The sequence below is a fragment of the Dongia sp. P2_B8 genome (assembly GCF_056404715.1).
The window spans coordinates 153,719-174,719 of the sequence record NZ_JBFUDM010000001.1 but is presented as its reverse complement, the minus strand read 5'-3'; the positions used below and the strand labels follow the sequence as shown (position 1 = coordinate 174,719).

The 21,001-nt window shown below is 58.1% G+C and carries 16 protein-coding genes and 1 riboswitch; of the genes, 11 read left to right on the top strand and 5 right to left on the bottom strand.

Translation table 11 applies throughout. The annotated features are described in order from the left end of the window. Positions 1 to 27: 27 nt before the first annotated feature. From AC1DWZ_RS00745 to AC1DWZ_RS00735, 3 genes are read right to left on the bottom strand one after another with little or no spacing between them, the layout of a single operon-like run. Positions 28 to 1,515, bottom strand: a complete 1,488-nt coding sequence (locus AC1DWZ_RS00745) for an FGGY family carbohydrate kinase (protein WP_477166944.1) — start codon at positions 1,513 to 1,515, stop codon at positions 28 to 30. Between the two features lies 1 nt (position 1,516). Beyond that, entirely contained in the window at positions 1,517 to 2,470 is a 954-nt protein-coding gene (locus AC1DWZ_RS00740) for a transketolase family protein (protein ID WP_477166943.1), read from the bottom strand. Next, on the bottom strand, positions 2,467 to 3,294 hold the full coding sequence (locus AC1DWZ_RS00735) for a transketolase (RefSeq protein WP_477166942.1): 828 nt from the start codon (positions 3,292 to 3,294) through the stop codon (positions 2,467 to 2,469). The genes AC1DWZ_RS00740 and AC1DWZ_RS00735 overlap by 4 nt, the downstream gene beginning before the upstream one ends. A 317-nt stretch (positions 3,295 to 3,611) precedes the next feature. Here AC1DWZ_RS00735 and AC1DWZ_RS00730 point away from each other — a divergent pair, with 317 nt between their 5' ends. Next, positions 3,612 to 4,577 carry a sugar-binding transcriptional regulator gene (locus AC1DWZ_RS00730; RefSeq protein ID WP_477166941.1) on the top strand — a complete coding sequence of 322 codons (966 nt, stop codon included), beginning with the start codon at positions 3,612 to 3,614 and terminating at the stop codon, positions 4,575 to 4,577. Between the two features lie 21 nt (positions 4,578 to 4,598). Continuing rightward, entirely contained in the window at positions 4,599 to 5,381 is a 783-nt protein-coding gene (locus AC1DWZ_RS00725) for an SDR family oxidoreductase (RefSeq protein ID WP_477166940.1), read from the top strand. A 55-nt stretch (positions 5,382 to 5,436) separates the two neighbouring features. Here the strand turns inward: AC1DWZ_RS00725 and AC1DWZ_RS00720 are convergent, their stop codons facing one another. Beyond that, complete coding sequence (locus tag AC1DWZ_RS00720) at positions 5,437 to 6,018, bottom strand: 6,7-dimethyl-8-ribityllumazine synthase (protein ID WP_477166939.1); 582 nt, start codon at positions 6,016 to 6,018, stop codon at positions 5,437 to 5,439. Positions 6,019 to 6,028: 10 nt separating this feature from the next. After that, positions 6,029 to 6,194, bottom strand: a riboswitch (FMN riboswitch). 305 nt (positions 6,195 to 6,499) lie between these two features. After that, a complete protein-coding gene (locus AC1DWZ_RS00715) occupies positions 6,500 to 7,300 on the bottom strand; it encodes a hypothetical protein (RefSeq protein ID WP_477166938.1) in 801 nt (266 codons plus the stop codon). Between the two features lie 136 nt (positions 7,301 to 7,436). Between AC1DWZ_RS00715 and AC1DWZ_RS00710 the strand changes: the two genes are divergently transcribed. The 9 genes from AC1DWZ_RS00710 to AC1DWZ_RS00670 all read left to right on the top strand — a co-directional run bounded on the left by AC1DWZ_RS00710 (position 7,437) and on the right by AC1DWZ_RS00670 (position 20,593). Continuing rightward, positions 7,437 to 8,075: an ANTAR domain-containing response regulator gene (locus AC1DWZ_RS00710; RefSeq protein ID WP_477167733.1), complete on the top strand. Its 639-nt coding sequence runs from the start codon at positions 7,437 to 7,439 to the stop codon at positions 8,073 to 8,075. Further along, complete coding sequence (locus AC1DWZ_RS00705) at positions 8,072 to 9,337, top strand: CmpA/NrtA family ABC transporter substrate-binding protein (protein ID WP_477166937.1); 1,266 nt, start codon at positions 8,072 to 8,074, stop codon at positions 9,335 to 9,337. Before AC1DWZ_RS00710 ends, AC1DWZ_RS00705 begins: the two co-directional genes overlap by 4 nt. Positions 9,338 to 9,752: 415 nt before the next feature. Beyond that, entirely contained in the window at positions 9,753 to 11,087 is a 1,335-nt protein-coding gene (locus tag AC1DWZ_RS00700; protein ID WP_477166936.1) for a CmpA/NrtA family ABC transporter substrate-binding protein, read from the top strand. Positions 11,088 to 11,167: 80 nt separating this feature from the next. Beyond that, the gene (locus tag AC1DWZ_RS00695) at positions 11,168 to 12,256 is read left to right on the top strand and encodes an ABC transporter permease (protein ID WP_477166935.1); all 1,089 of its coding nucleotides are present in this window, start codon (positions 11,168 to 11,170) and stop codon (positions 12,254 to 12,256) included. 15 nt (positions 12,257 to 12,271) lie between these two features. After that, positions 12,272 to 14,002: an ABC transporter ATP-binding protein gene (locus tag AC1DWZ_RS00690; protein ID WP_477166934.1), complete on the top strand. Its 1,731-nt coding sequence runs from the start codon at positions 12,272 to 12,274 to the stop codon at positions 14,000 to 14,002. Between the two features lie 10 nt (positions 14,003 to 14,012). Continuing rightward, complete coding sequence (nirB, locus tag AC1DWZ_RS00685) at positions 14,013 to 16,463, top strand: nitrite reductase large subunit NirB (RefSeq protein WP_477166933.1); 2,451 nt, start codon at positions 14,013 to 14,015, stop codon at positions 16,461 to 16,463. Then, positions 16,460 to 16,819, top strand: coding sequence for a nitrite reductase small subunit NirD (gene nirD, locus AC1DWZ_RS00680; protein WP_477166932.1), 360 nt, complete (start codon positions 16,460 to 16,462; stop codon positions 16,817 to 16,819). Before nirB ends, nirD begins: the two co-directional genes overlap by 4 nt. Continuing rightward, a complete protein-coding gene (locus AC1DWZ_RS00675; RefSeq protein ID WP_477166931.1) occupies positions 16,798 to 19,494 on the top strand; it encodes a molybdopterin-dependent oxidoreductase in 2,697 nt (898 codons plus the stop codon). Before nirD ends, AC1DWZ_RS00675 begins: the two co-directional genes overlap by 22 nt. Next, complete coding sequence (locus AC1DWZ_RS00670) at positions 19,466 to 20,593, top strand: siroheme synthase (RefSeq protein ID WP_477166930.1); 1,128 nt, start codon at positions 19,466 to 19,468, stop codon at positions 20,591 to 20,593. Before AC1DWZ_RS00675 ends, AC1DWZ_RS00670 begins: the two co-directional genes overlap by 29 nt. Positions 20,594 to 21,001: the final 408 nt, after the last annotated feature.

Below are 21,001 nucleotides of genomic sequence, written 5' to 3'. Positions count from 1 at the left end.
GGTGGTCCCGCTTTTGTTCTTTGCCGGTCATCGCAAGTTGTCCGGTGCAAGCGACCGACCGACAGCCAGCTTCCAAGCACTCCTGCACTGCTCGCGCGCCGCACGCGGCAAGACCGGTCGAAAGGTCGTGCCATCGCGCGCCAGACCTGCCAGCTGCTCAAAACTGAACAGGCCAGCGGCATGCCCCGCGAGATGCGCGACACCAAGAGCCGACAGTTCTGGTGTCTCCGCGCGACATACTGGAAGGCCGATCACGTCAGCTTCAAATTGCATCAACTGGTTGTTGCGCGTTGGCCCACCGTCGACATGCAGCCGATCAACGGTGACGCCGCTGGCACGCACAGCCTCGACGAGATCTGCGATTTGATGGGCAATGGAATCGAGTGCTGCTCGTGCTACCGGTGCACGGCCGGAACCAAGCGTGAAGCCTGACAGGGTCGCGATCGCCTCCGCATCCCACCAAGGGGCACCAAGACCGTTGAATCCGGGTACCAAATGCACGTTGCCGGCATCTTCGACCGTGGCCGCCAACTGTGCCAGTTCATCGAGGCTGATACCGAGAAGATCGGCAGCCCAAATCAGTGTTGATCCTGCCGAGCGGATATTGCCTTCAAACGCAAGGCAGGGGCGATCGATCCACCAAGCAAGCGTGACGCAGAGCCCTGGATGCAGGCTTGATCCATCCTGCGTTGTGGCCCGGTCCAACAAGCCCATGACCGACGACCCGGTGCCATGAGTAGCCTTGATTGGCCCCGGCGCAAAAGCGCCGTGGGCAAAGAGCGCCGCATGGGAATCGGCCAGCGCCGCCAGGATCGGCACCCCGTCGGGCAGCGGCGCGAGATCGCACGCTGCATGAAAGGGCCCAATTGACGGGACAATCTGCGGCAAGCAAGCCTGCGGAATACGGAAGAGATCGAGCAGATCCTGGTCAAAAGCGCCGCGGACCACATTCATAAGCTGCGTCCGAGAGGCGTTGCCCGCCTCCACGACATGCGGTCCGCCGAAGCGAGACAGCAGAAAGGAGTCGATCGTGCCGACCCTGATCTCGCCCTCCGCCGCACGGCTGCGGTCCGGATCGATCCGGTCCAACAGCCAGGCGATCTTGGCCGCCGAAAACATCGGATCAAGCGGCAGGCCGCTGCGTGCGCGCACCATCGGGCCATGGCCCGCCGCGCGCAGACGGGCACACAGGTCTTCGGTGCGCTGATCCTGCCAAGACAGGACAGGCGTGAGCGGTGCACCGCTCCGTGTATCCCAGATGATGCAGGATTCGCGCTGCGTGCTAAGACCGATACCGATCACATGCGGTGCCAGATCCGCCGTCACAGTGCTGGCGACCGCCTGTTGAACGCTGGCCCAGATGGCAAGACCGTCCTGCTCGACCCAGCCTGGCTGGGGTGTCGCCAATCCAACCGACGCCTGGCCGCGCGCCACGACCGCTCCGTTCTTGTCGACGACAAGACATTTGGTGGAGCTGGTGCCCTGGTCAATGGCAAGCAGGAGCGGGCCAGTCATATCAGGCGCCCTTCAAGGCGCGGGCAGCAGCGGCGATGCCGGCCCGGTTGAGGCCAAAATGATCAAGCAGGAACTCTGCACTACCGGTTGGCGCAAAGCCGGCAATACCTAGGATGCGCATCGGTACTGGAACATTCTGCACGACGATGCCGGAAATAGCGGCACCAAGGCCACCCTGCACCACGGCCTCTTCTACTGTGACGATGGCACCGGTTTCGCGCGCCGCCGCGACCACGGCAGCCTCATCAAGCGGATGGATGGTTGCCATGTTGAGCACCCGGGCATGAATTCCATCTTTGGCAAGATCATCGGCGGCCTCGAGTGCTCGCCCGACCATGCCGCCGGTAGCTATCACGGTGAGGTCGCCGCCATCCCGCAACATATTGGCTTTACCGAAGATGAACGCCTCAGTCTGGCCAGCACTGACGGAGGGTACCTTGGTACGACCGACACGCATGAAAGCTGGCTTGCCATAGGCAACCGCCCATTGCACGGCGGCTCGGGTCTGCTCAGGATCGGCCGGCATGACAATGGCTAAGTCTGTGATGGCACGGAGCCAACTCAGATCTTCGATAGAATGATGAGTTGGCCCCAATTCACCATAGGCGAGCCCGGGACTCATGCCGCATAGCACGACATGATAACCGTTATAGGCTACGTCGGCTTTGATCTGCTCAAGTGCGCGACCCGTCAGGAAAGGTGCCGCGCAGCAGACAAAGGGCACGAAGCCACCGTTGGCAAGCCCGGCCGCGACGCCGACCATATTCTGCTCGGCGATGCCGACATTGATTAGTCGGTCAGGGAATTCCTTCTGGAAGGCGATCAGGTTGGACGAGCCAACGGAATCGTTACAGACGGCAACGATACGGGAGTCCTGGCGAGCCAGCTCAATCAGCGTCTCGGCAAATGCCTGACGGCAGTCGAAGGTCGCCGCACTGATGGTTTCGGCAATCATCGAGCCAACTCCTCAAGCGCAAGGACAACTTGTTCGGGGGACGGAACCTTGTGATGCCACTCAACGCGGTCCTCGATAAAGGACACACCCTTGCCCTTGATCGTGTTAGCGATCACGCAAAGCGGTTTTCCTTTGCGAGGCCTGGTGAATACGTTGAACAAGGTATCGTGGTCGTGGCCGTCAATCTCAGCGACCTCCCAGCCAAAGGATGCCCATTTGTCGCCCAATGGATCTAGCCGATTGGTACTCTCGGTGCGGGCACCCTGCTGCAAGCGGTTGCGGTCAACAATCGCCGTCAAGCTGTCGAGTCCGCGGTGGCCAGCCGCCATCGCAGCTTCCCAGTTTGAGCCTTCCTGCAACTCGCCGTCACCCAGCACCACGAAGGTGCGCCATCCCGTGCCAGACAAGCGCGCGGCGATAGCGCTGCCCACTGCGATCGGCAGGCCATGGCCGAGAGGTCCGGTATTGGCCTCGACACCCGCGACCTTGCGGCGGTTGGGATGGCCGTTCAAGATCGACAGCGGCTGCATGAAGCTCGCCAAAAGCGCCGGCTCGATGAAGCCGCTCATGGCAAGGGCGGAGTAAAGGGCCGCAGCGCAATGGCCCTTGGACAGGATGAACCGGTCTCGCAACGGGCTGAGCGGCGAAACGGGATCCACATCCAGCACGGCAAAATAGAGCGTAGCGAGAATGTCAGTCACCGACAGGTCACCACCGATATGGCCCGCCCGCGCAGCGCCGATCATCTGCACCACAGACCTGCGCAAGGCCTGCGACAACACCCGCAACCGCTCGGCTCGCTCGGCCGGCGGCAGTATGGCCAACTCTCCCGGTTTTGGTGCTGGCGGAAACGGGTGGGTAGATAGGGTGTCTTTCACTGGTGAATTTCCATTAGAATAATTATTCACTACTGGATTAATTTGCATGTTAAAGTTACAATCAGACTTCCGTCAAGGGTGGATTCTGATCTGGATTATTGCTTTCTGATCATGCTGCAATGCAGCACACAGCAAATGCGATGGACGAGGTTACGGCCCGGTTTATGCGCTACAAGAGCAATTCAAATTCGAATAATTATGCAAAGTACTGAATTGTCTGAAGTCGTTTCCCTCAAAATGACCCGTACCGGAATGCAATTCACATGAGCCGTGTCCATGAACTGCGCCTGATCGCCCGCGTCGCCCAGCTTTATTATGGTGATGGACTCAAGCAGGCGCAGATCGCGTCCATGCTCCACATCTCTCAGGCAACCATCTCCCGGCTGATTGGCAAAGCGCAGGGCGAAGGCATCGTGCGGATCACCATCAACGCCCCGCGCGGCACCTTCCCGGAACTGGAAGCGGACCTGCGCAGCCGGTTTGCCGTCAGCGAGGTCATCGTGGCCGAATGTTTCGAGGATCGCGAAGGGGCGATCTTGAGTGCCATCGGGGCTGCAGCGGGGCACTATTTTGAAACCACGGTAACGGACGGCGAAGTGATCGGGATTTCCTCTTGGAGCACATCGCTGCTGCGTATGGTCGACGCCATCCACCCGCTCAAACGGATCAAGGCTGAACGCGTGGTGCAGATTCTCGGCGGTATCGGTAATCCGTCAGTGCAGAGCCATGCCACCCAGCTGACCACTCGATTGGCAGCGCTCACCGGCGCCGATCCCATGCTGCTGCCCGCACAAGGTGTCGCAGGTTCGTCGGCAGCACGGCTGGTGATGCTGGGTGATTCCTATGTCCGGGCCACCACCGATCAGTTCCGCCGGGTCACGATGGCTCTCGTCGGGATTGGCGCGTCCCAACCTTCGGTAATGCTGGCCAATTCGGGCAACACCTTCACCAATGAAGAATTGCATGACCTGGAAGCGCGCGGCGCGATCGGCGATGTCTGCTTGCGCTTCTTTGATGCCAGCGGCAACCCGGTTGGTGGGCCGCTGGACGAGCGCGTCATCGGCATGTCTCTTGATGAACTCCGCGCCGTACCACGCGTCGTCGGCGTGGCCGGCGGCGCACGTAAGGTCGCCGCGATCCGCAGCGCCATGCTCGGTGGATTTCTTGACGTGCTGATCACCGACAAGTTCACCGCCGAAAAGCTGGTCGCTGCGCCGGCCGGCCAATAGCAATATCTGCCAGGAGGAAATATGCCCCGTTTCGCAGGAAAGACCGCCGTTATCACCGGTGCCAGCCGCGGCATTGGCGCTGCCATCGCTCATCGCTTTGCGGCCGAAGGCGCGGCAGTGGTGGTATCCGCCAATGAACCGCAGGCTGAGGCGATCGCAGCGTCCATCCGAGCCAAAGGCGGCAAGGCTATCTCTGTGCTGGCCGACGTGACCGACAAAGCCAGCGTGATCGCTCTTTATGACGCCGCCGAGACCGCTTTCAATCAGGTCGACATTTCGGTGCAGAATGCTGGTGTCATCACCATTGCCAAGATTGAGGCGATGACCGAGATCGAATGGGACAAGGTGATGGACGTCAACACCAAGGGTGTGTTTCTGTGTTGTCAGGAAGCCATCGCCCGCATGCGCAAGCATGGCCGAGGTGGGCGGTTGATCAGCACCGCGTCAGGCCAGGCTAGGCAAGGCTTCATCTACACGCCGCATTATGCTGCGTCGAAATTCGGTGTTATCGGCATCACGCAGTCACTGGCGAAGGAAGTGGCAAAGGAAGGCATCACCGTCAACGCCTTCTGCCCGGGCATCATCGAGACCGACATGTGGGCCTATAATGATGCAGCTTGGGGCAAGCTTTTGGGGAGCTATGCCCCCGGCGAATTGATGGCCGAATGGGTCCGCGGCATTCCCATGGGCCGAGCCGGGAATGGCGAGGATGTGGCAGGGCTCGTTGCCTTTCTGGCGTCTGAAGATGCATCCTACATCACCGGCCAGACCGTCAATGTCGATGGCGGCCTGATCATGTCGTGACCTATGGCGGCCCGACGCCGGAACGACCAGCGTCGGGTGCCTACAGCGCCGCAGGCTATGCCGCTACCTGTTTGAGTTGCTGGACATTACTCAAGGTCTGAGCGCAGGCATTGGCAACTTCAATGCCTTTGACGACAAAATGATCGAAATAGAATTTCTGATGCTCGCCATGCTCATGAAAATGATGCGGTGTGAGCACGGCCGACAGGACCGGCACTTCGGTCTCAAGCTGGACCTGCATCAGTCCGCTGATCACCGCCTGCGCTACGAATTCGTGACGGTAGATGCCACCATTCACCACGAAACCGGCACCGACGATGGCGCTGTATCGTCCACTCTTGGCGAGTAGTTTCGCCTGCAGCGGAATCTCAAATGCGCCCGGCACAGTGAAAAAATCCACCCGGCCGGCATCGATGCCGAGCTTGCCGAGTTGGGTCGCGAATGAGTCACGGCAGCGATCGACAATATCCGCATGCCAGGAAGATTGAATAAAGGCGACACGATCGACGTCAGCGCGTGTCGCATTTTCTTTAGTAGGATTGGCAGTTCGAAGGCTCTGATTCATCTTGGTTCCTCGACCATAGGACCTGGGAATCAGGGCAACGGGCTTATCCATAACCGGGTCATGCCTGATCATGTTGGCGATATCCCGTTCTCTTTCATCCGGACTATGACCGTCGGCCCCGGAGTCGCACCGGATCTGCTGACCTCATCAGATGATGCCGAAGCAACGGTCCGATGAGCGCTCGCGGGCTTATGCACTCTCATGCAATCACCGCCGGTGGGGAATTACACCCCGCCCTGAGAACGTATTTCCGCCTGAGAAATCATCTCGGACGGCAGCGTGAAGTACTCCATTTGCCGGATCGCTGCAAGCCAGATTGCCTTGCCGACTCAGGAAAGTCGCCACCAAAAATCGCCTTTTCCACGCGCTTTCATAGCGTTGCCGAGAAACTTTCTTGCCACCGAACCGTCTTGAGGTGGTCCTAATTGTCAGCGCCGGCCAGCTTGCGTCACCTTCACCCCCATGCGCGAAAGTTTCGTGGCTGCTCGAAACCAGTCCTGAGTGTTTCTATCTTGAGGGCGGGCGACCTCTCCACGCCTGAGCGCGCCCTCCTTCAAACCCTCGGGTATTTGCCAAAGAAGATCTTCGCCCGCTGCCGCCGCCAACGAAGCTTCGCTTTCAGGTCCCCGTCCACATAGTAGGTCAGCATGATCGACCGCCGTTCGCCATCTGCCTCCGTCGTCGTTGGCGCGCTGTGCCAGCTTTCCTTCCGACGGACGGCGAAGGCGTAGCCGCTAGAAGGCAGAAATTGCATCGCAAGTGGCTGGTCAGCCTCGTCCTTCTTATTGGTAGAGTGGAAGATCGTTCCGAGATGCGCTTGCGACGTATCACTCGGCAGATAGAACTGTACTGTAATCGCCTTGCTCAGCACGTCGGCGTGAATGCCGATGCGATAGCCGGGGAGATCACGCACCAGAATCGGCACGGGATAGAGTGGGATGCTCTCCGCCTCTTGCTGGAAGCGATCTTCTAAGGCTGTCCGGAATTTCCGCTTGAATGCGCTCTCAAGCTCCTGAGAGCATAGTGCGGCGGCAATCTCGCGCCAAATCGAGCTCTGTAAACGCGGCAAGCGCCAGAGGTTTTCGGGATAGAGGTACATGCGCATCCGCGTGCTGCTGCCGTCGGCCCGAAGCGCGTCATGGTGGTATAGCGGGTGATACTTGTCCGCGGCCGGAAGCTTCTCCAGTATCTCCTGGTAGAAATCTGCGGGAAAAACATTCTCCATATGAATGTGGTCAAAAGGCGTGTTGCGCAGGACCGCCCTATCCACGGCCCGGACAAGGTCGAGCTCGCCCCCCCTCTCGAACGTCGCCGAAGTGCCGGCGGTACCATCAACAATCTGCTGCGACATCATTAAAGCCTCTAAAACCCAGTCATAGGCCGAACCTGGATCCAAATTTATCTGGGTCCGGGTCTGTGGGCAATTCGGGAGGCAGTATCGTCCGATGTCTGCCCGATCAACCAGCAAAGTCGTAACTTCGGCACGATTTGTGCATTGCACAATATTCCTGCAACCGCGCCATTGGTATTTTGAGACATTGAGCCTTTCTGTCCTTGTCATCGACGAGAACCATATCCGGGCTTCGATCATCGAGGCCGGCCTGCGCGAAGCCGGTTGCTCGCCCGTCACCCTCGTGCGGGAAATCACCGGCCTCCTCGAACTCGTAAGCCGGATAAATCCGGACGTCATCTTCATCGATCTGGAGAATCCCAATCGCGATGCACTGGAATATCTGCTTCAGGTATCTCGCACCGTGCATCGCCCGATTGCCATGTTCGTCGATCGGTCGGACAAGGCGATGACTGAAGCAGCCATCGATGCCGGGATTTCTGCCTATGTCGTCGATGGGCTGAAAAAAGAACGAGTGAAGTCGATTCTCGACATGGCCGTCAGCCGCTTCAACGCCTTTTCGCGGCTCAAAAATGAGCTGGAGAGAACCAGGCAGGCGCTGGAAGAGCGCAAAGTCATCGATCGAGCCAAAGGCATCTTGATGACGGCCCGCGGGCTGTCCGAGGAGGAGGCCTATGCCCTCATGCGCACCATGGCAATGAATGAGAACCAGCGCGTCGCAGAGATTGCACAAAGCCTCATCATCGCCGCCAAGATATTTTCGGGAAATTCTTCATGACCACGGACGGGAGAATTGTAAGTTTGCGTGCAGGCTTCATGCCGCTTCTTGATGCAGCGATCCTGATTGTCGCCGCCGAAAAGGGTTTCGCAGAAGAACAGGGCTTGGCACTCCAATTGGTGCGCGAAACATCCTGGGCGAATATCCGTGACCGGATCGCCATTGGGCATTTCGACGTCGCCCATATGCTGGCGCCGATGCCAATCGCCGCGTCAATCGGATTGGCATCGCTCGCCGTTCCCATGATCGTGCCAATGGCGCTTGGTCTTGGCGGCAATGCTGTGACTGTGTCAAATGCCCTGTGGCAGGCACTTGCAGAGCTCGGTGCGCCAAATAACGGCGATCCGGCGCGCGTCGGCGCCGCTCTCAAGACACTTGTTGCCAACCGTCGTACAAAGGGCCAGTCACGCCTGACGCTCGCCATTGTGCATCCCTTCTCGGGCCATAACTACGAATTGCGTTATTGGCTTGGCGCTTGCGGAATCGATCCGGAAAATGATGTGACATTGGCAGTCGTTCCACCGCCCTTCATGCCGGACGCATTGGCCGCGGGTCATATCGACGGCTATTGTGTAGGTGAACCATGGAACACGGCTGCTGTCGCGGCCGGCGCAGGAAAGATCGCGACAACCAAGGCCGCTATATGGCGTTCAAGTCCTGAGAAGGTAGTCGGCATGCGTGCCGATTGGGCGGAACGAAATCGAGATGCGGTTAGAGCTCTCCTGGCGGCCATGTATCACGCCTCCAATTGGTGCGACAATTTCGAAAACCACACCGAGCTGGCACGCCTTCTGTCGCAACCAAAGTATCTTGATCTGCCGGTCGAATTGCTTCTGCCGGGTTTATCAAATCGGATCAGTCTTGGATCCGCAGCGCCGCAGGGTATACAGGACTTCCTGTCTTTTGAACGCAAGGCAGCGACTTTCCCCTGGATCAGCCATGCGCTGTGGTTCTTCAGCCAGATGGTGCATTGGGGTCAGGTCCCCTTGTCCGCAACGGCGCTCGACGCGGCGCGGCGCACCTACCGGCCAGATATCTACCGGGAGGCCCTCGGTCCGCTTGGCGTTGTCTTGCCGGGCGGCAGTTCAAAGGTCGAAGGCGCGCTGCTCAGTGAAACTCACGTGAGCGCCTCGGGCGGCACGCTTCGGCTCGGGCCGGACGGCTTCTTTGATGGCCGCGCCTTCGATCCTGACAAGCTCGACTCCTATCTCGAAAGCCTACCCTTCGGTGTCAAAACCGCGCGGGTCGCACCTCATTCGTAGAGTGCTGTTGTCGCGCGCACTGCACAATATTTACGCACGGCAAGCTCAAGAAATAGCCAAAACACCGCATCTAATCTCGTCGGCATGGAAATGTGGCAAACGCATAAGCTTCGACAGATAATGAAGAAAGTACCCTTCATGACACCCGGGATCCAGTTGGCACGCTGAGTGCATTTGTAACTTTGATTGGGCCACTGACGGTCCTCCAGAATATCGGCTCATAGAAGGGCCACCGGCAACGCCGCCGGCAGGAATCGAACCCCCAAGAAGAATTGGGGTGCGATCCTGCTTGCGGCGTTTTTTGCAATGACGACCGACATGGGTGACGAAGATGACAGGCACATATGCGTCAAGAGCCGATGATTTAACGAAAACCCGGTCCGCGGCGACTTTCATCGCAACGGTGTTGATTGGCGTGGTCACCTGGAGCGGAGCACCGCGCGCCGAACCGCTCGCGCTTGAAAAAGACCAACTCAAATTCGGCTTCATCAAGCTTACCGACATGGCGCCGCTCGCAATCGCCAAAGAGCTCGGCTATTTCGAGGATGAGGGATTGTACGTCACGCTGGAAGCCCAGGCGAATTGGAAGGTGCTGCTCGATCGGGTGATCAGCGGCGAACTCGACGGCGCACACATGCTCGCCGGCCAGCCGCTCGCTGCGACAATCGGCTACGGCACCAAGGCTCATATCGTCACGCCATTCTCGATGGATCTGAACGGCAACGGCATCACCGTTTCCAATGAAGTCTGGCAGATGATGAAGCCCGGCATTCCCCACGGTGCCGATGGAAAGCCGGTCCATCCGATCAAAGCCGATGCGCTCAAACCTGTTCTCGAGCAATTCAAAACCGACGGGAAATCCTTCAACATGGGGATGGTCTTTCCAGTCTCCCCGCACAATTATGAACTTCGCTACTGGCTTGCAGCGGCCGGCATCAATCCCGGCTTCTATTCGCCGGCTGACAATTCGGGACAGATCAAGGCCGACGTGCTGCTATCCGTGACGCCGCCCCCGCAGATGCCTGCGACACTCGAGGCAGGCACCATTTCCGGCTATTCCGTGGGCGAACCGTGGAACCAGCAGGCCGTCATCAAAGACATCGGCGTGCCGGTCGTAACGGATTACGAAATCTGGAAGAACAACCCCGAAAAAGTATTCGGTCTGACCGCGGCGTTCGTGGAAGAGAATCCGAACACCACGCTCGCCATCACCAAGGCGCTCATTCGGGCCGCCAAATGGCTGGATGAGAACGACAACGCGAATCGGATGCAGGCGGTTGAGATCCTGTCACGCTCGGAAAACGTGGGGGCAGACAAGGCCGTCATCGCCAACTCCATGACCGGCACTTTCGAATATGAAAAGGGCGACAAGCGCTCAGTACCGGACTTCAACGTGTTCTATCGCTACTTTGCGACTTACCCATATTACTCAGACGCAGTCTGGTACCTGACCCAGATGCGCCGCTGGGGACAGATCCCCGAAGCGAAGTCTGACGCCTGGTACGACGAAACCGCAAAGCAGGTCTACCGCCCCGACATCTACCTGAAGGCCGCCCAGATGCTGGTCGATGAGGGGCGGATCGACAGGGTAGATATTCCCTGGGACAGCGACGGCTATCGCAATCCGATGTCGGACTTCATCGACGGGCTCACCTACGACGGCCGCCACCCCAATTCCTATATCGACAGTCTGAAAATCGGCCTAAAGGCCCAAAAGACGACGGCCGACGCGGATTTTGTCAGCAACTGACACCACTTGAGCATGAGCCAGCAGGTCCGCCCAACCCATGTGCCTTCTGAGCATCCGGAAGTCCTTGAAATGGAATTGACATGACGCTGCAATCCGATTTCGCCAACCCTGCCAATAATACGGAGCGCGCCATCCGCCACGAAAGGCGCCGCGCCCGCATCGATCACACATCGATCTACCTCAACGCTGTTGGACTGGGTTGGACCGTGCCGATCATGCGGCTTTCCATTGGCGAGAATCCACAGGCACAGCTCAAGGAATTGTGGTCCACATTGCTGCTGCCTCTCATCGGCATCCTTTTCTTCATTGCTGCCTGGGGCTATTTCGCACCCCAGGTCCAGACCTCACTCGGTGCCATCCCTGGCCCGACAGCAGCTTGGTCGCAGGCGGTCAATCTCTGGCACGATCATGAGGCCGAGCGCGCAAAAAAAGCCGCTTTCTACGAGCAGCAAGAAGCGCATAACGCGCAATATGCTGCCGAGGGCAAACCCGACAAGATCAAGTGGCGCCGATACACAGGCCGTCCCACCTATGTCGACCAGATTTCTACCAGCGTCGAAACGGTCATGCTCGGCTTTGCGTTCGCCACGCTAATCGCAGTCCCAATAGGAATAGCTGCGGGCCTGTCGCGAACCGTCAACGGCGCCTTGAATCCGCTAATCCAGATTTTTAAACCGGTATCGCCACTGGCCTGGCTCCCGATCGTCACCATGATCGTGTCCGCACTCTATTTGGACCCAGTGGAGTGGTTGCCGAAATCCCTAGTCGTTTCGGCGATCACAGTAACCCTTTGTTCGCTGTGGCCAACTCTCATCAACACCGCCATGGGCGTGTCGTCGATCGACCGCGACCTGGTGAACGTCGGCATGGTATTGCAGCTCTCCACCTTTACCACCATCCGCAAGCTGGTCCTGCCATCGGCGATGCCGCTGATCTTTACCGGGCTACGCCTGTCGCTTGGCGTCGGCTGGATGGTGTTGATTGCGGCTGAAATGCTGGCTCAGAACCCAGGCCTTGGAAAGTTCGTCTGGGATGAATTCCAAAATGGTTCTTCGGAATCACTTGCGCGCATTATCGTCGCCGTCCTCACGATCGGTATTATCGGCTTTGTACTAGATCGCATCATGTACGCGCTTCAGCGCGCCTTCACCTACTCAACCGGGCGATAGAGGAAACACGCGGCGATGGCGATCCTGGAAATGACGAATGTCCGGAAATTTCGTGGCGAGGGCAATCAACGGACTGAGGTCCTGTCTGATATCAATTTTGCCGTCGAAGAGGGCGAATTTGTAGCCATCGTCGGATTTTCCGGCTCCGGCAAAACAACTCTGATGTCAATGCTCGCCGGTCTCGCCAAGGCTGATGAAGGCCAGGTGCTGTTCAAAGGAAGTCCGGTGACTGGACCCAGCCCTGCCTGCGGCCTCGTCTTTCAAAACTATTCACTCATGCCATGGCTCACGGTCTATGGAAACGTGGCGCTCGCCGTCGACGCCGTCTTTACGGACGAAACCCGCATCAATCGAGACACTCGAATACAGCACTTCATCGAATTGGTCGGCTTGTCTCATGTCCTCGACCGGAAACCGGCCGAACTCTCGGGCGGCATGCGACAGCGGGTGGCCGTCGCCCGCGCCCTCGCCATGAGCCCGGAGATGCTCCTGCTTGACGAACCACTTTCCGCGCTCGACGCACTGACACGTGCCAAGCTGCAGGACGAGATTGTCTCTATCTGGGAGGCGAACCGCAGAACTGTCATTCTCATCACCAATGACGTTGACGAGGCCATTCTGCTCGCGGACCGGATCATTCCGCTCAACCCAGGGCCGCGCGCGACGCTGGGACCGTCCTTTAGAGTAGACATTGCGCGGCCGCGCGATCGCATGACGCTGAACGGCGATCCAACATTCAAAGCCCTCCGCGCGACAATAACAGATTACCTTATGAACGTCGGCAAAGACGCAAAGAGCGAGATCGACGACACCCGGTCGCTGCCGAATGTGGTGCCGATCACTCAGCGTGAGGTTCTGCCAACTGCCTATGCCCGCGCAGCAGCCTCACCGATCGAGAACCGCTACCTTGAGTTTTCCGATTTGAAGAAAGTATATCCCACGCGGCAAGGGCCGTTGACTGTAGTCGAGGACTTCACGCTCAAGATGCGAAAGGGAGAATTTGTCTCTCTAATCGGCCATTCCGGCTGTGGCAAGTCTACAGTTCTCTCTATGGCAGCCGGCCTCAGCCCAATTACCGGCGGTGGCATCGTTCTTAACGGACGAGAGGTCGCTGGACCGGGCCCCGAACGGGCTGTCGTTTTTCAAGCCCCCTCGCTGATGCCCTGGTTGACGGCACGAGAGAATGTGGCGCTTGGCGTAGACAAGGTCTATCCCAAAGCCACGCCAGCGGAGCGGCGCGAGATCGTGGAGTATTATCTCGGGCGCGTTGGACTTGGGCAATCCATGCACAAGCCGGCGTCCCAACTTTCCAATGGCATGAAACAGCGGGTTGGTATCGCACGCGCGTTTGCCCTCTCACCAAAACTTCTGCTGCTCGACGAGCCTTTCGGGATGCTGGATAGCCTCACCCGCTGGGACCTGCAGGAAGTCTTGATGGAAGTCTGGAAGCGGACGCAGGTAACGACCCTATGCGTCACCCATGACGTCGACGAGGCGATCCTGCTGGCAGATCGTGTCGTGATGATGACCAATGGTCCTCATGCAAGGATTGGCAAGATTATGGACGTCGATCTGCCGCGCCCACGAACCCGCAAGGCCCTGCTAGAGCATCCTCACTACTACACCTATCGCCAGACAGTTTTGACATTTCTGGAAGAATTCGAGCATGGCGCCAGGGCCCAAGTCGGAACGGGTACGCCGGCGGTCGAAACGATTGCGATATCATCCGCCAAAACGGCCGCTTGAGGAGCCACCAATGAAGAATCGACTCGTCGTTGTGGGAAATGGCATGGTCGCGGGGCGAGTGCTCGAACATCTCCTCGCCTCGGCACCAGATGCCTATCAGATTACTGTCTTCAACGCTGAACCCCGCGTCAATTACGACCGGATCATGCTGTCGCCGGTTCTTTCGGGTGAGAAGACCTATGCTGATATCATCATTCATGATGACGATTGGTATGCGGAGAGAGGGATCACTCTCCATAAGGGACAAAAGATCATCGCAATCGACAAAGTCATGAAAACAGTAACATCAGTCGATGGGACAATCACCGCTTACGACAAATTGCTGATCGCCACCGGTTCTTCACCCATCGTAATACCTGTTCCGGGGCATGATCTACCGGGCGTGCTCACATATCGTGACCTTGACGATGTCGAAGCCATGTTTGCCTCGGCCGCCAAGGGTGGCCGGGCCATCGTCATCGGTGGAGGCCTGCTCGGCCTCGAGGCGGCGGCGGGTCTCATGGCCCGCGGCATGGCGGTAACGGTCCTCCACCTGATGCCAACCATCATGGAGCGCCAGCTCGACACCACTGCAGCGTTCCTTCTGCAGCGGGAGTTCGAGACCCGTGGCATCAAGGTGCTGACTCAGGCTGACACCAAGGCGATTCTGGGTACTGAGCGAGTTGAAGCGGTGGAGCTCAAGGACGGCAGCCTCTTACCGGCCGATATGGTCGTGATGGCCGTTGGCATCCGCCCCAATGTCGCACTTGCTCGGGAAGCTGGTCTCGCCGTCGACCGGGGTATTGCGGTGGATGACGGAATGGCGACGAGTGATCCGGACATTCTCTCGGTCGGTGAATGCGTGGAGCACCGTGGCGTTTGCTATGGCCTGGTAGCACCGCTCTACGAGATGGCCAGGGTGGTCGCAGCCCGACTGGCGGGCAATCATCAGGCAATTTACGCCGGGTCAACGACCGCGACAAAACTCAAGGTTACCGGCATCGATCTCTATTCCAGCGGCGATTTCAGCGAGGGCGTCGATCGCGAAGAGATCGTGTTGCGCGACGCCGCGGGCGGCATCTACAAGCGGCTCGTCATCAAGAACGACCAGATCATCGGCGCTGTCCTCTACGGTGACACGCGCGACGGCGCATGGTTTTTCGATCTCCTGAAACGAGGGGCGGATATTTCCGGGATGCGCGACACGCTCATCTTCGGTCAACAGTATGCCGGAGGGTCCCCGCTGGACCCTATGGCGGCCGTTGCAGCCTTGCCAGATGATTCCGAAATCTGCGGCTGCAACGGCGTATGCAAAGGCACTATTCTTTCAGCCATTGCGACCCAGCATCTCGCCAATCTGGGCGATGTGAGATCTCATACCAAGGCCTCGGCTTCCTGCGGTTCCTGTACCGGCCTCGTTGAGCAACTTCTGACATTAAGCCTAGGCGAGGCCTACAAACCGGCCACTGTGCAGCCTATTTGCAGTTGCACCGAGCTTGGCCATGATGATGTACGCCGCCTCATTGCCGTCAAACAACTCAGAACGATCCCGGCCGTGATGCAGGAACTGGAATGGAAGACATCGGCGGGCTGCGCCAAGTGCCGCCCCGCATTGAATTTCTATCTACTGGCAAAGTGGCCCGGTCAGTATCGAGATGATAGCCAGTCGCGATTCATCAATGAACGTGTCCATGCGAATATCCAAAAAGACGGTACCTATTCTGTGGTGCCGCGCATGTGGGGCGGTATGACGAATGCGCGCGAACTTCGCGCGATCGCCGACACAGTCGATAAGTTCTCGGTCCCGGCGGTCAAGGTAACCGGCGGCCAGCGAATCGACCTTCTTGGCATCCGGAAGGAAGACCTGCCGGCGGTCTGGGCAGACCTCAACGCGGCTGGCCTGGTGTCTGGCCACGCTTACGGCAAGGCCCTCCGGACCGTGAAGACCTGCGTCGGAACAGATTGGTGCCGGTTCGGGACGCAGGATTCGACGGGCCTAGGAATTCGCATCGAGAAATTCATGTGGGGGTCTTGGACACCGGCGAAGGTCAAGATGGCGGTCTCAGGCTGCCCACGCAATTGCGCGGAAGCGACCTGTAAAGACGTCGGCGTGATATGTGTTGATTCTGGCTACGACATTCACTTCGCCGGTGCCGCCGGCCTCGACATCAAGGGCACTGAAATCCTTTGTCATGTGGATACTGAGGACGACGCGCTTGAGATGATCGTTGCTCTTGTTCAGCTCTATCGCGAACAGGGCCGCTACCTTGAGCGCATCTACAAATGGGCAAAGCGAACCGGTATCCAGACGATCAAAGATCAGATCGTGGAGGACGCTGAAAAGCGAAAAATGCTGTTCGATCGCTTTGTCCATAGTCAGAGCTTTTCACAAAATGATCCCTGGGCAGAACGCGTTGCCGGGAACCAGGCGCACGAATTCCGCCCGATGGCTGATCTCGCTTTTGAGGGCATCGCGCAATGAACGCACAGCCAACGACCGCACAAGGGACCGAATGGATCGATATCGGGCGACTTGACGACATTCCCCAGCAAGGTGCCCGTACCGTCAGGACGCCGGACGGTGATATCGCGATCTTTCGCACGAGGGATGACCAAGTATTTGCCCTGTGGGACCGCTGCCCACACAAGGGTGGGCCACTGTCGCAGGGCATTGTCCACGGTCATGCCGTTACTTGCCCATTGCATAATTGGGTGATCTCCCTCGAGAACGGTGAAGCGCAGGGTGCGGACAACGGCTGCGTTCATCGCTTACGCGTGAAAGTCGAAGCAGGTCGTGTGTTCCTTGAGGGAGCGGCTTGTCCGGCAAAGGCCGCGTGAACCACATGATGGCTGGCCCCGCGCAAGAAATTCGAACCACCTGCCCCTATTGCGGCGTCGGTTGCGGCCTCCTTGCAGCGTCGCGATCTGACGGTTCCGTTGCCATCAAAGGCGATCCGGATCATCCGGCGAATTTCGGGCGTCTTTGCTCAAAAGGATCGGCGCTGGCTGACACTTTGTCCCTTGATGACCGCCTCCTTCACCCCGAAATTGGCGGACAGCGAGCGAGCTGGGAAGCTGCTATCGATCTGGTTGCAACGCGCTTCAAAGAAGCGATCGCAACACATGGTCCGGACTCAGTCGCTTTCTATGTTTCCGGCCAGTTGCTGACGGAGGATTACTACGTCGCCAACAAGCTGATGAAGGGCTATATCGGGACAGCAAATATCGACACGAACAGTCGGCTTTGCATGGCGTCTTCGGTGGCGGGGCATCGCCGAGCTTTTGGCTCTGATACGGTGCCCGGCAGCTATGAGGACTTTGAACACGCCGACCTCGTGGTTCTCGTTGGATCCAATTTGGCATGGTGCCACCCAGTCCTGTTCCAGCGGCTACTCGCCGCGCGGCACGAGCGGGGCACACAGATCGTGGTCGTCGATCCCCGCCGGACAGTCACGGCCGACTCTGCTGACCTGCATCTGGCATTGGCGCCCGGATCCGATGTTGCGTTGTTCAACGGATTGCTCGCCCATCTCGCTGCGACGGGAAAGACCAACGCCCATTACGTCCAGCAGCATACGCTTGGACAAGAGAGAGCGCTTGCCGCCGCGCAAGCCACGGGGATCGAGAGTATCGCACGCGAAACACAGTTGACGATCACCGATCTCCTCCATTTCTATGAGCTGTTCGCCTCAACTGAGCGGGTTGTCACCGTCTATTCTCAAGGCGTCAATCAGTCCACCTCTGGCACCGACAAGGTAAACAGCATCATCAACTGCCACCTGCTGACCGGTCGCATTGGACGGCCCGGCATGGGACCATTCTCGATCACGGGCCAGCCGAACGCCATGGGCGGGCGCGAGGTCGGTGGCCTTGCCAACATGCTCGCCGCCCATATGGAAATCGAGAACCCGGATCACCGCCGGATTGTCCAGGATTTCTGGCGAAGCCCCAGCATCGCAACAAAGGCGGGCCTGAAAGCCGTCGATCTTTTCCAAGCCATTCGAACCGGGCGTATTAAGGCACTCTGGATCATGGGCACCAATCCGGTCGATAGCCTGCCGGAGGGCGATGATGCTAAGGCGGCCCTGAAGACCTGTCCTTTCGTCGTGATTTCCGATGTGACACGGAGAACGGACACGGTCCCCTATGCCGAGGTGCTTCTGCCAGCTGCCGCATGGGGCGAGAAGGATGGGACCGTTACCAATTCCGAACGACGCATTTCCCGCCAGCGAGCGTTTCTATCGTTGCCCGCAGAGGTGAGGCCCGATTGGTGGATCATAGCAAAAGTAGCCGAACATATGGGCTATTCGGGTTTCGGTTACGCTGGCCCTGCGGCGATCTTCCAAGAATACGCGGCATTGACGGCGGCGAACAATGCAGGACAGCGAGATCTCGATCTTGGGGCGCTTGCCGATATCTCCGAGGTTGACTACGCTGAGCTTGCGCCACAGCAATGGCCGCTGCCTGCAGGAAGTCAAGTCACTAACTCAACGAGATTCTTTGGAGCAGGCCGCTTTTACACGTCAGATCGCCGTGCTCAATTTGTGCCGACACCCTTTCGGCCGCCCAGCCTTCTGCCAAGCGCAACATATCCGCTCATTCTCAATACTGGTCGGATTCGCGATCAATGGCACACCATGACGCGAACAGCGAAATCTGCACGCCTGATGAGCCATTTTGCAGAACCTTTCGCAGAAATTCACCCCGACGACGCTGATCGCTTCTTTATCGAGCCCGCGACCTTGGTTCACATTAGAAGCGCATTTGGTGCGGTAACGGTACGCGCACTGGTGACAGATCGGCAACGGCCAGGGTCGGTCTTCGTGCCGATGCATTGGACCGATCAGACAGCAAGTTGTGCACGCATCAATGCGGTCGTCGGCGCAGCAACAGATACTATCTCTGGTCAGCCGGAACTAAAACACACACCCGTCGCAATCCGGCCCGTGGCGATCGCCTGGTACGGCTTTGCGGTATCGACGGAACGACCCGACACAGACAACATCTTCTATTGGGCCGTGGCAAAAGCCGACGGCGGATGGCGGGCCGAACTTGCCGGCATCGCCGAGCCCGAAGATTGGGCCAGCTTCGCCGTGCGGCTATTCGCCGCTCAAAATAGCGCCATCGAAATTCTTTCATATCAAGATAGTGGGAACGGCGTGAAACGGTTCGCCGCTTTTGACGGCGATATATTGCGCGGCGCGCTGTTCGTAGCTCCCTATCCCGTTGTGGTCTCGCGCAGCTGGGCTACGGCACAGCTATCCAAGGTACAAGATCTGTCCAATCGCTTCGGCCTGTTGGCCGGTCGTGGCGGAGACAATATGCCAGATCCAGGTGCCACGATCTGCTCGTGCTTCTCGATCGGAGTGAACGAGATTGCAGGTGCCGTCGCAGCCGGAGCCACAACCGTCGACGAAGTGGGAAATAGCCTCAAGGCAGGAACAAATTGCGGATCTTGTCGGATAGAAATCCGGAGGACAATCGATGCATATCGTCTCAAAGAAGCCGTCTGAGTCCGTCACGCAGCGGTTCGGCCGACTGGCCAAACTCCCAGTATTCCTCGATCTCGCAAACAAGCGGGCTCTTGTGGCTGGTGGCTCTGCTGCAGCCGCATGGAAAGCGGAACTCATAGTTGCGGCTGGCGCCCATCTTCATATTTACGCATCACGGATCTCGCCGGAAATGCAGACTTTTCTAGAATATCACGCAGTCGCGGAAAAGATCACGCATCATATCAACGACTGGACGGGGATAGATCTCGACGGCAGCGCGATCGTGGTCGCCGATGCAGGGGACGAACATGAAGCACGCCTCTTTTCCGAGGCCGCAAAAGCTCGCAACATCATCTGCAATGTGATCGACCGTCCTCGCTACAGCACGATTCAGTTTGGAGCCATCGTCAACCGATCGCCTGTCGTCGTCGCCATTTCGACCGATGGCGCTGCTCCGGTGCTCGGGCAGGTGATCCGGCGCCGTATCGAAACATTACTACCTTCAGCACTCGCCGAATGGGCGACCCTCGCACAGACCATTCGAGAACATGTGAAGTCCGTGCTTCCCTCTGGCCTACGCCGCCGGCGTTTCTGGGAATGCTTTTCGGATCTCGCCTTCGGCTTTGCATCAGAAGGACTTCGCCGACAGTCAGCCGAAGTTCTGCTCGCCTCACATGTCCATCATGCCAAGGATGGGAGTTCGACGAGTGGCCGGGTAGCCATCATCGAAGTCAATTCGAGTGAGGCAGATATGCTGACATTGAGAGCATTGCGAGCGATGCAAATGGCCGACGTCATTCTTTTTGATGATCTTGTGCCAAGCCAGGTATTGGCACTGACACGCCGTGAGGCCCGGCACATGCTGATCAGAAACTCTGCGGAGACGAACGGCTCGCGGACAGTTGGAAACAACGACATAGCGATGAAATTTGCGATGTCAGGCAAATACATTGTTATCTTGAGGTCTGATCGACCTGCCACGGCGAATATAGCAGACGTGGAATTCGCCGAATTTGAGCGGAAAGGGATCTCCGTTGAGATCATCCGCAGCGTGACGCAGACCACTACCAAGGCGCCAACACAACCCGTCCATGCTCAAACCGCGGCAACGCTCGTATGACCTGATCGGCTTCACTTCTTTGATCCGGAACGGACACTCCTAGCTCAGCGTTGCCGGTCTGGAAGCTCTAGGAACGGTTATGACATCACCTTCGTGGTCGATGATGCCGATGCCTCCGGAATCTGGAACAACAGTACAGCTGATGCTGGTGCATCTGCTGTTTCAATCGATCTTCTTATCGTCGGATGCCAATTCGGAGAATAGGTTTAGCCGGTGGTAACCAGTTCGGCAGCTACCGTCTACGGCCTAAGCATTTGAATGCATGCAGAATATGCCTAGCCCGAAACATTTCTCGGATCTCTGGCGGGCGAGCCTATTCGCGGACATCATCACCCGACATTTGCACCCTAAATAAATATTTAACCATGACGATTCTACAATTGCGGGCCGCTTCATTCAGAGGTGTTC

Coding starts and splice junctions, on each gene's coding strand:
- AC1DWZ_RS00745 (WP_477166944.1), bottom strand. CDS start 1,515: ATGACTGGCCCGCTCCTGCTTGCCATTGACCAGGGCACCAGCTCCACC.
- AC1DWZ_RS00740 (WP_477166943.1), bottom strand. CDS start 2,470: ATGATTGCCGAAACCATCAGTGCGGCGACCTTCGACTGCCGTCAGGCA.
- AC1DWZ_RS00730 (WP_477166941.1), top strand. CDS start 3,612: ATGAGCCGTGTCCATGAACTGCGCCTGATCGCCCGCGTCGCCCAGCTT.
- AC1DWZ_RS00725 (WP_477166940.1), top strand. CDS start 4,599: ATGCCCCGTTTCGCAGGAAAGACCGCCGTTATCACCGGTGCCAGCCGC.
- AC1DWZ_RS00720 (WP_477166939.1), bottom strand. CDS start 6,018: ATGATCAGGCATGACCCGGTTATGGATAAGCCCGTTGCCCTGATTCCC.
- AC1DWZ_RS00715 (WP_477166938.1), bottom strand. CDS start 7,300: ATGATGTCGCAGCAGATTGTTGATGGTACCGCCGGCACTTCGGCGACG.
- AC1DWZ_RS00705 (WP_477166937.1), top strand. CDS start 8,072: ATGACCACGGACGGGAGAATTGTAAGTTTGCGTGCAGGCTTCATGCCG.
- AC1DWZ_RS00695 (WP_477166935.1), top strand. CDS start 11,168: ATGACGCTGCAATCCGATTTCGCCAACCCTGCCAATAATACGGAGCGC.
- AC1DWZ_RS00690 (WP_477166934.1), top strand. CDS start 12,272: ATGGCGATCCTGGAAATGACGAATGTCCGGAAATTTCGTGGCGAGGGC.
- nirB (WP_477166933.1), top strand. CDS start 14,013: ATGAAGAATCGACTCGTCGTTGTGGGAAATGGCATGGTCGCGGGGCGA.
- nirD (WP_477166932.1), top strand. CDS start 16,460: ATGAACGCACAGCCAACGACCGCACAAGGGACCGAATGGATCGATATC.
- AC1DWZ_RS00670 (WP_477166930.1), top strand. CDS start 19,466: ATGCATATCGTCTCAAAGAAGCCGTCTGAGTCCGTCACGCAGCGGTTC.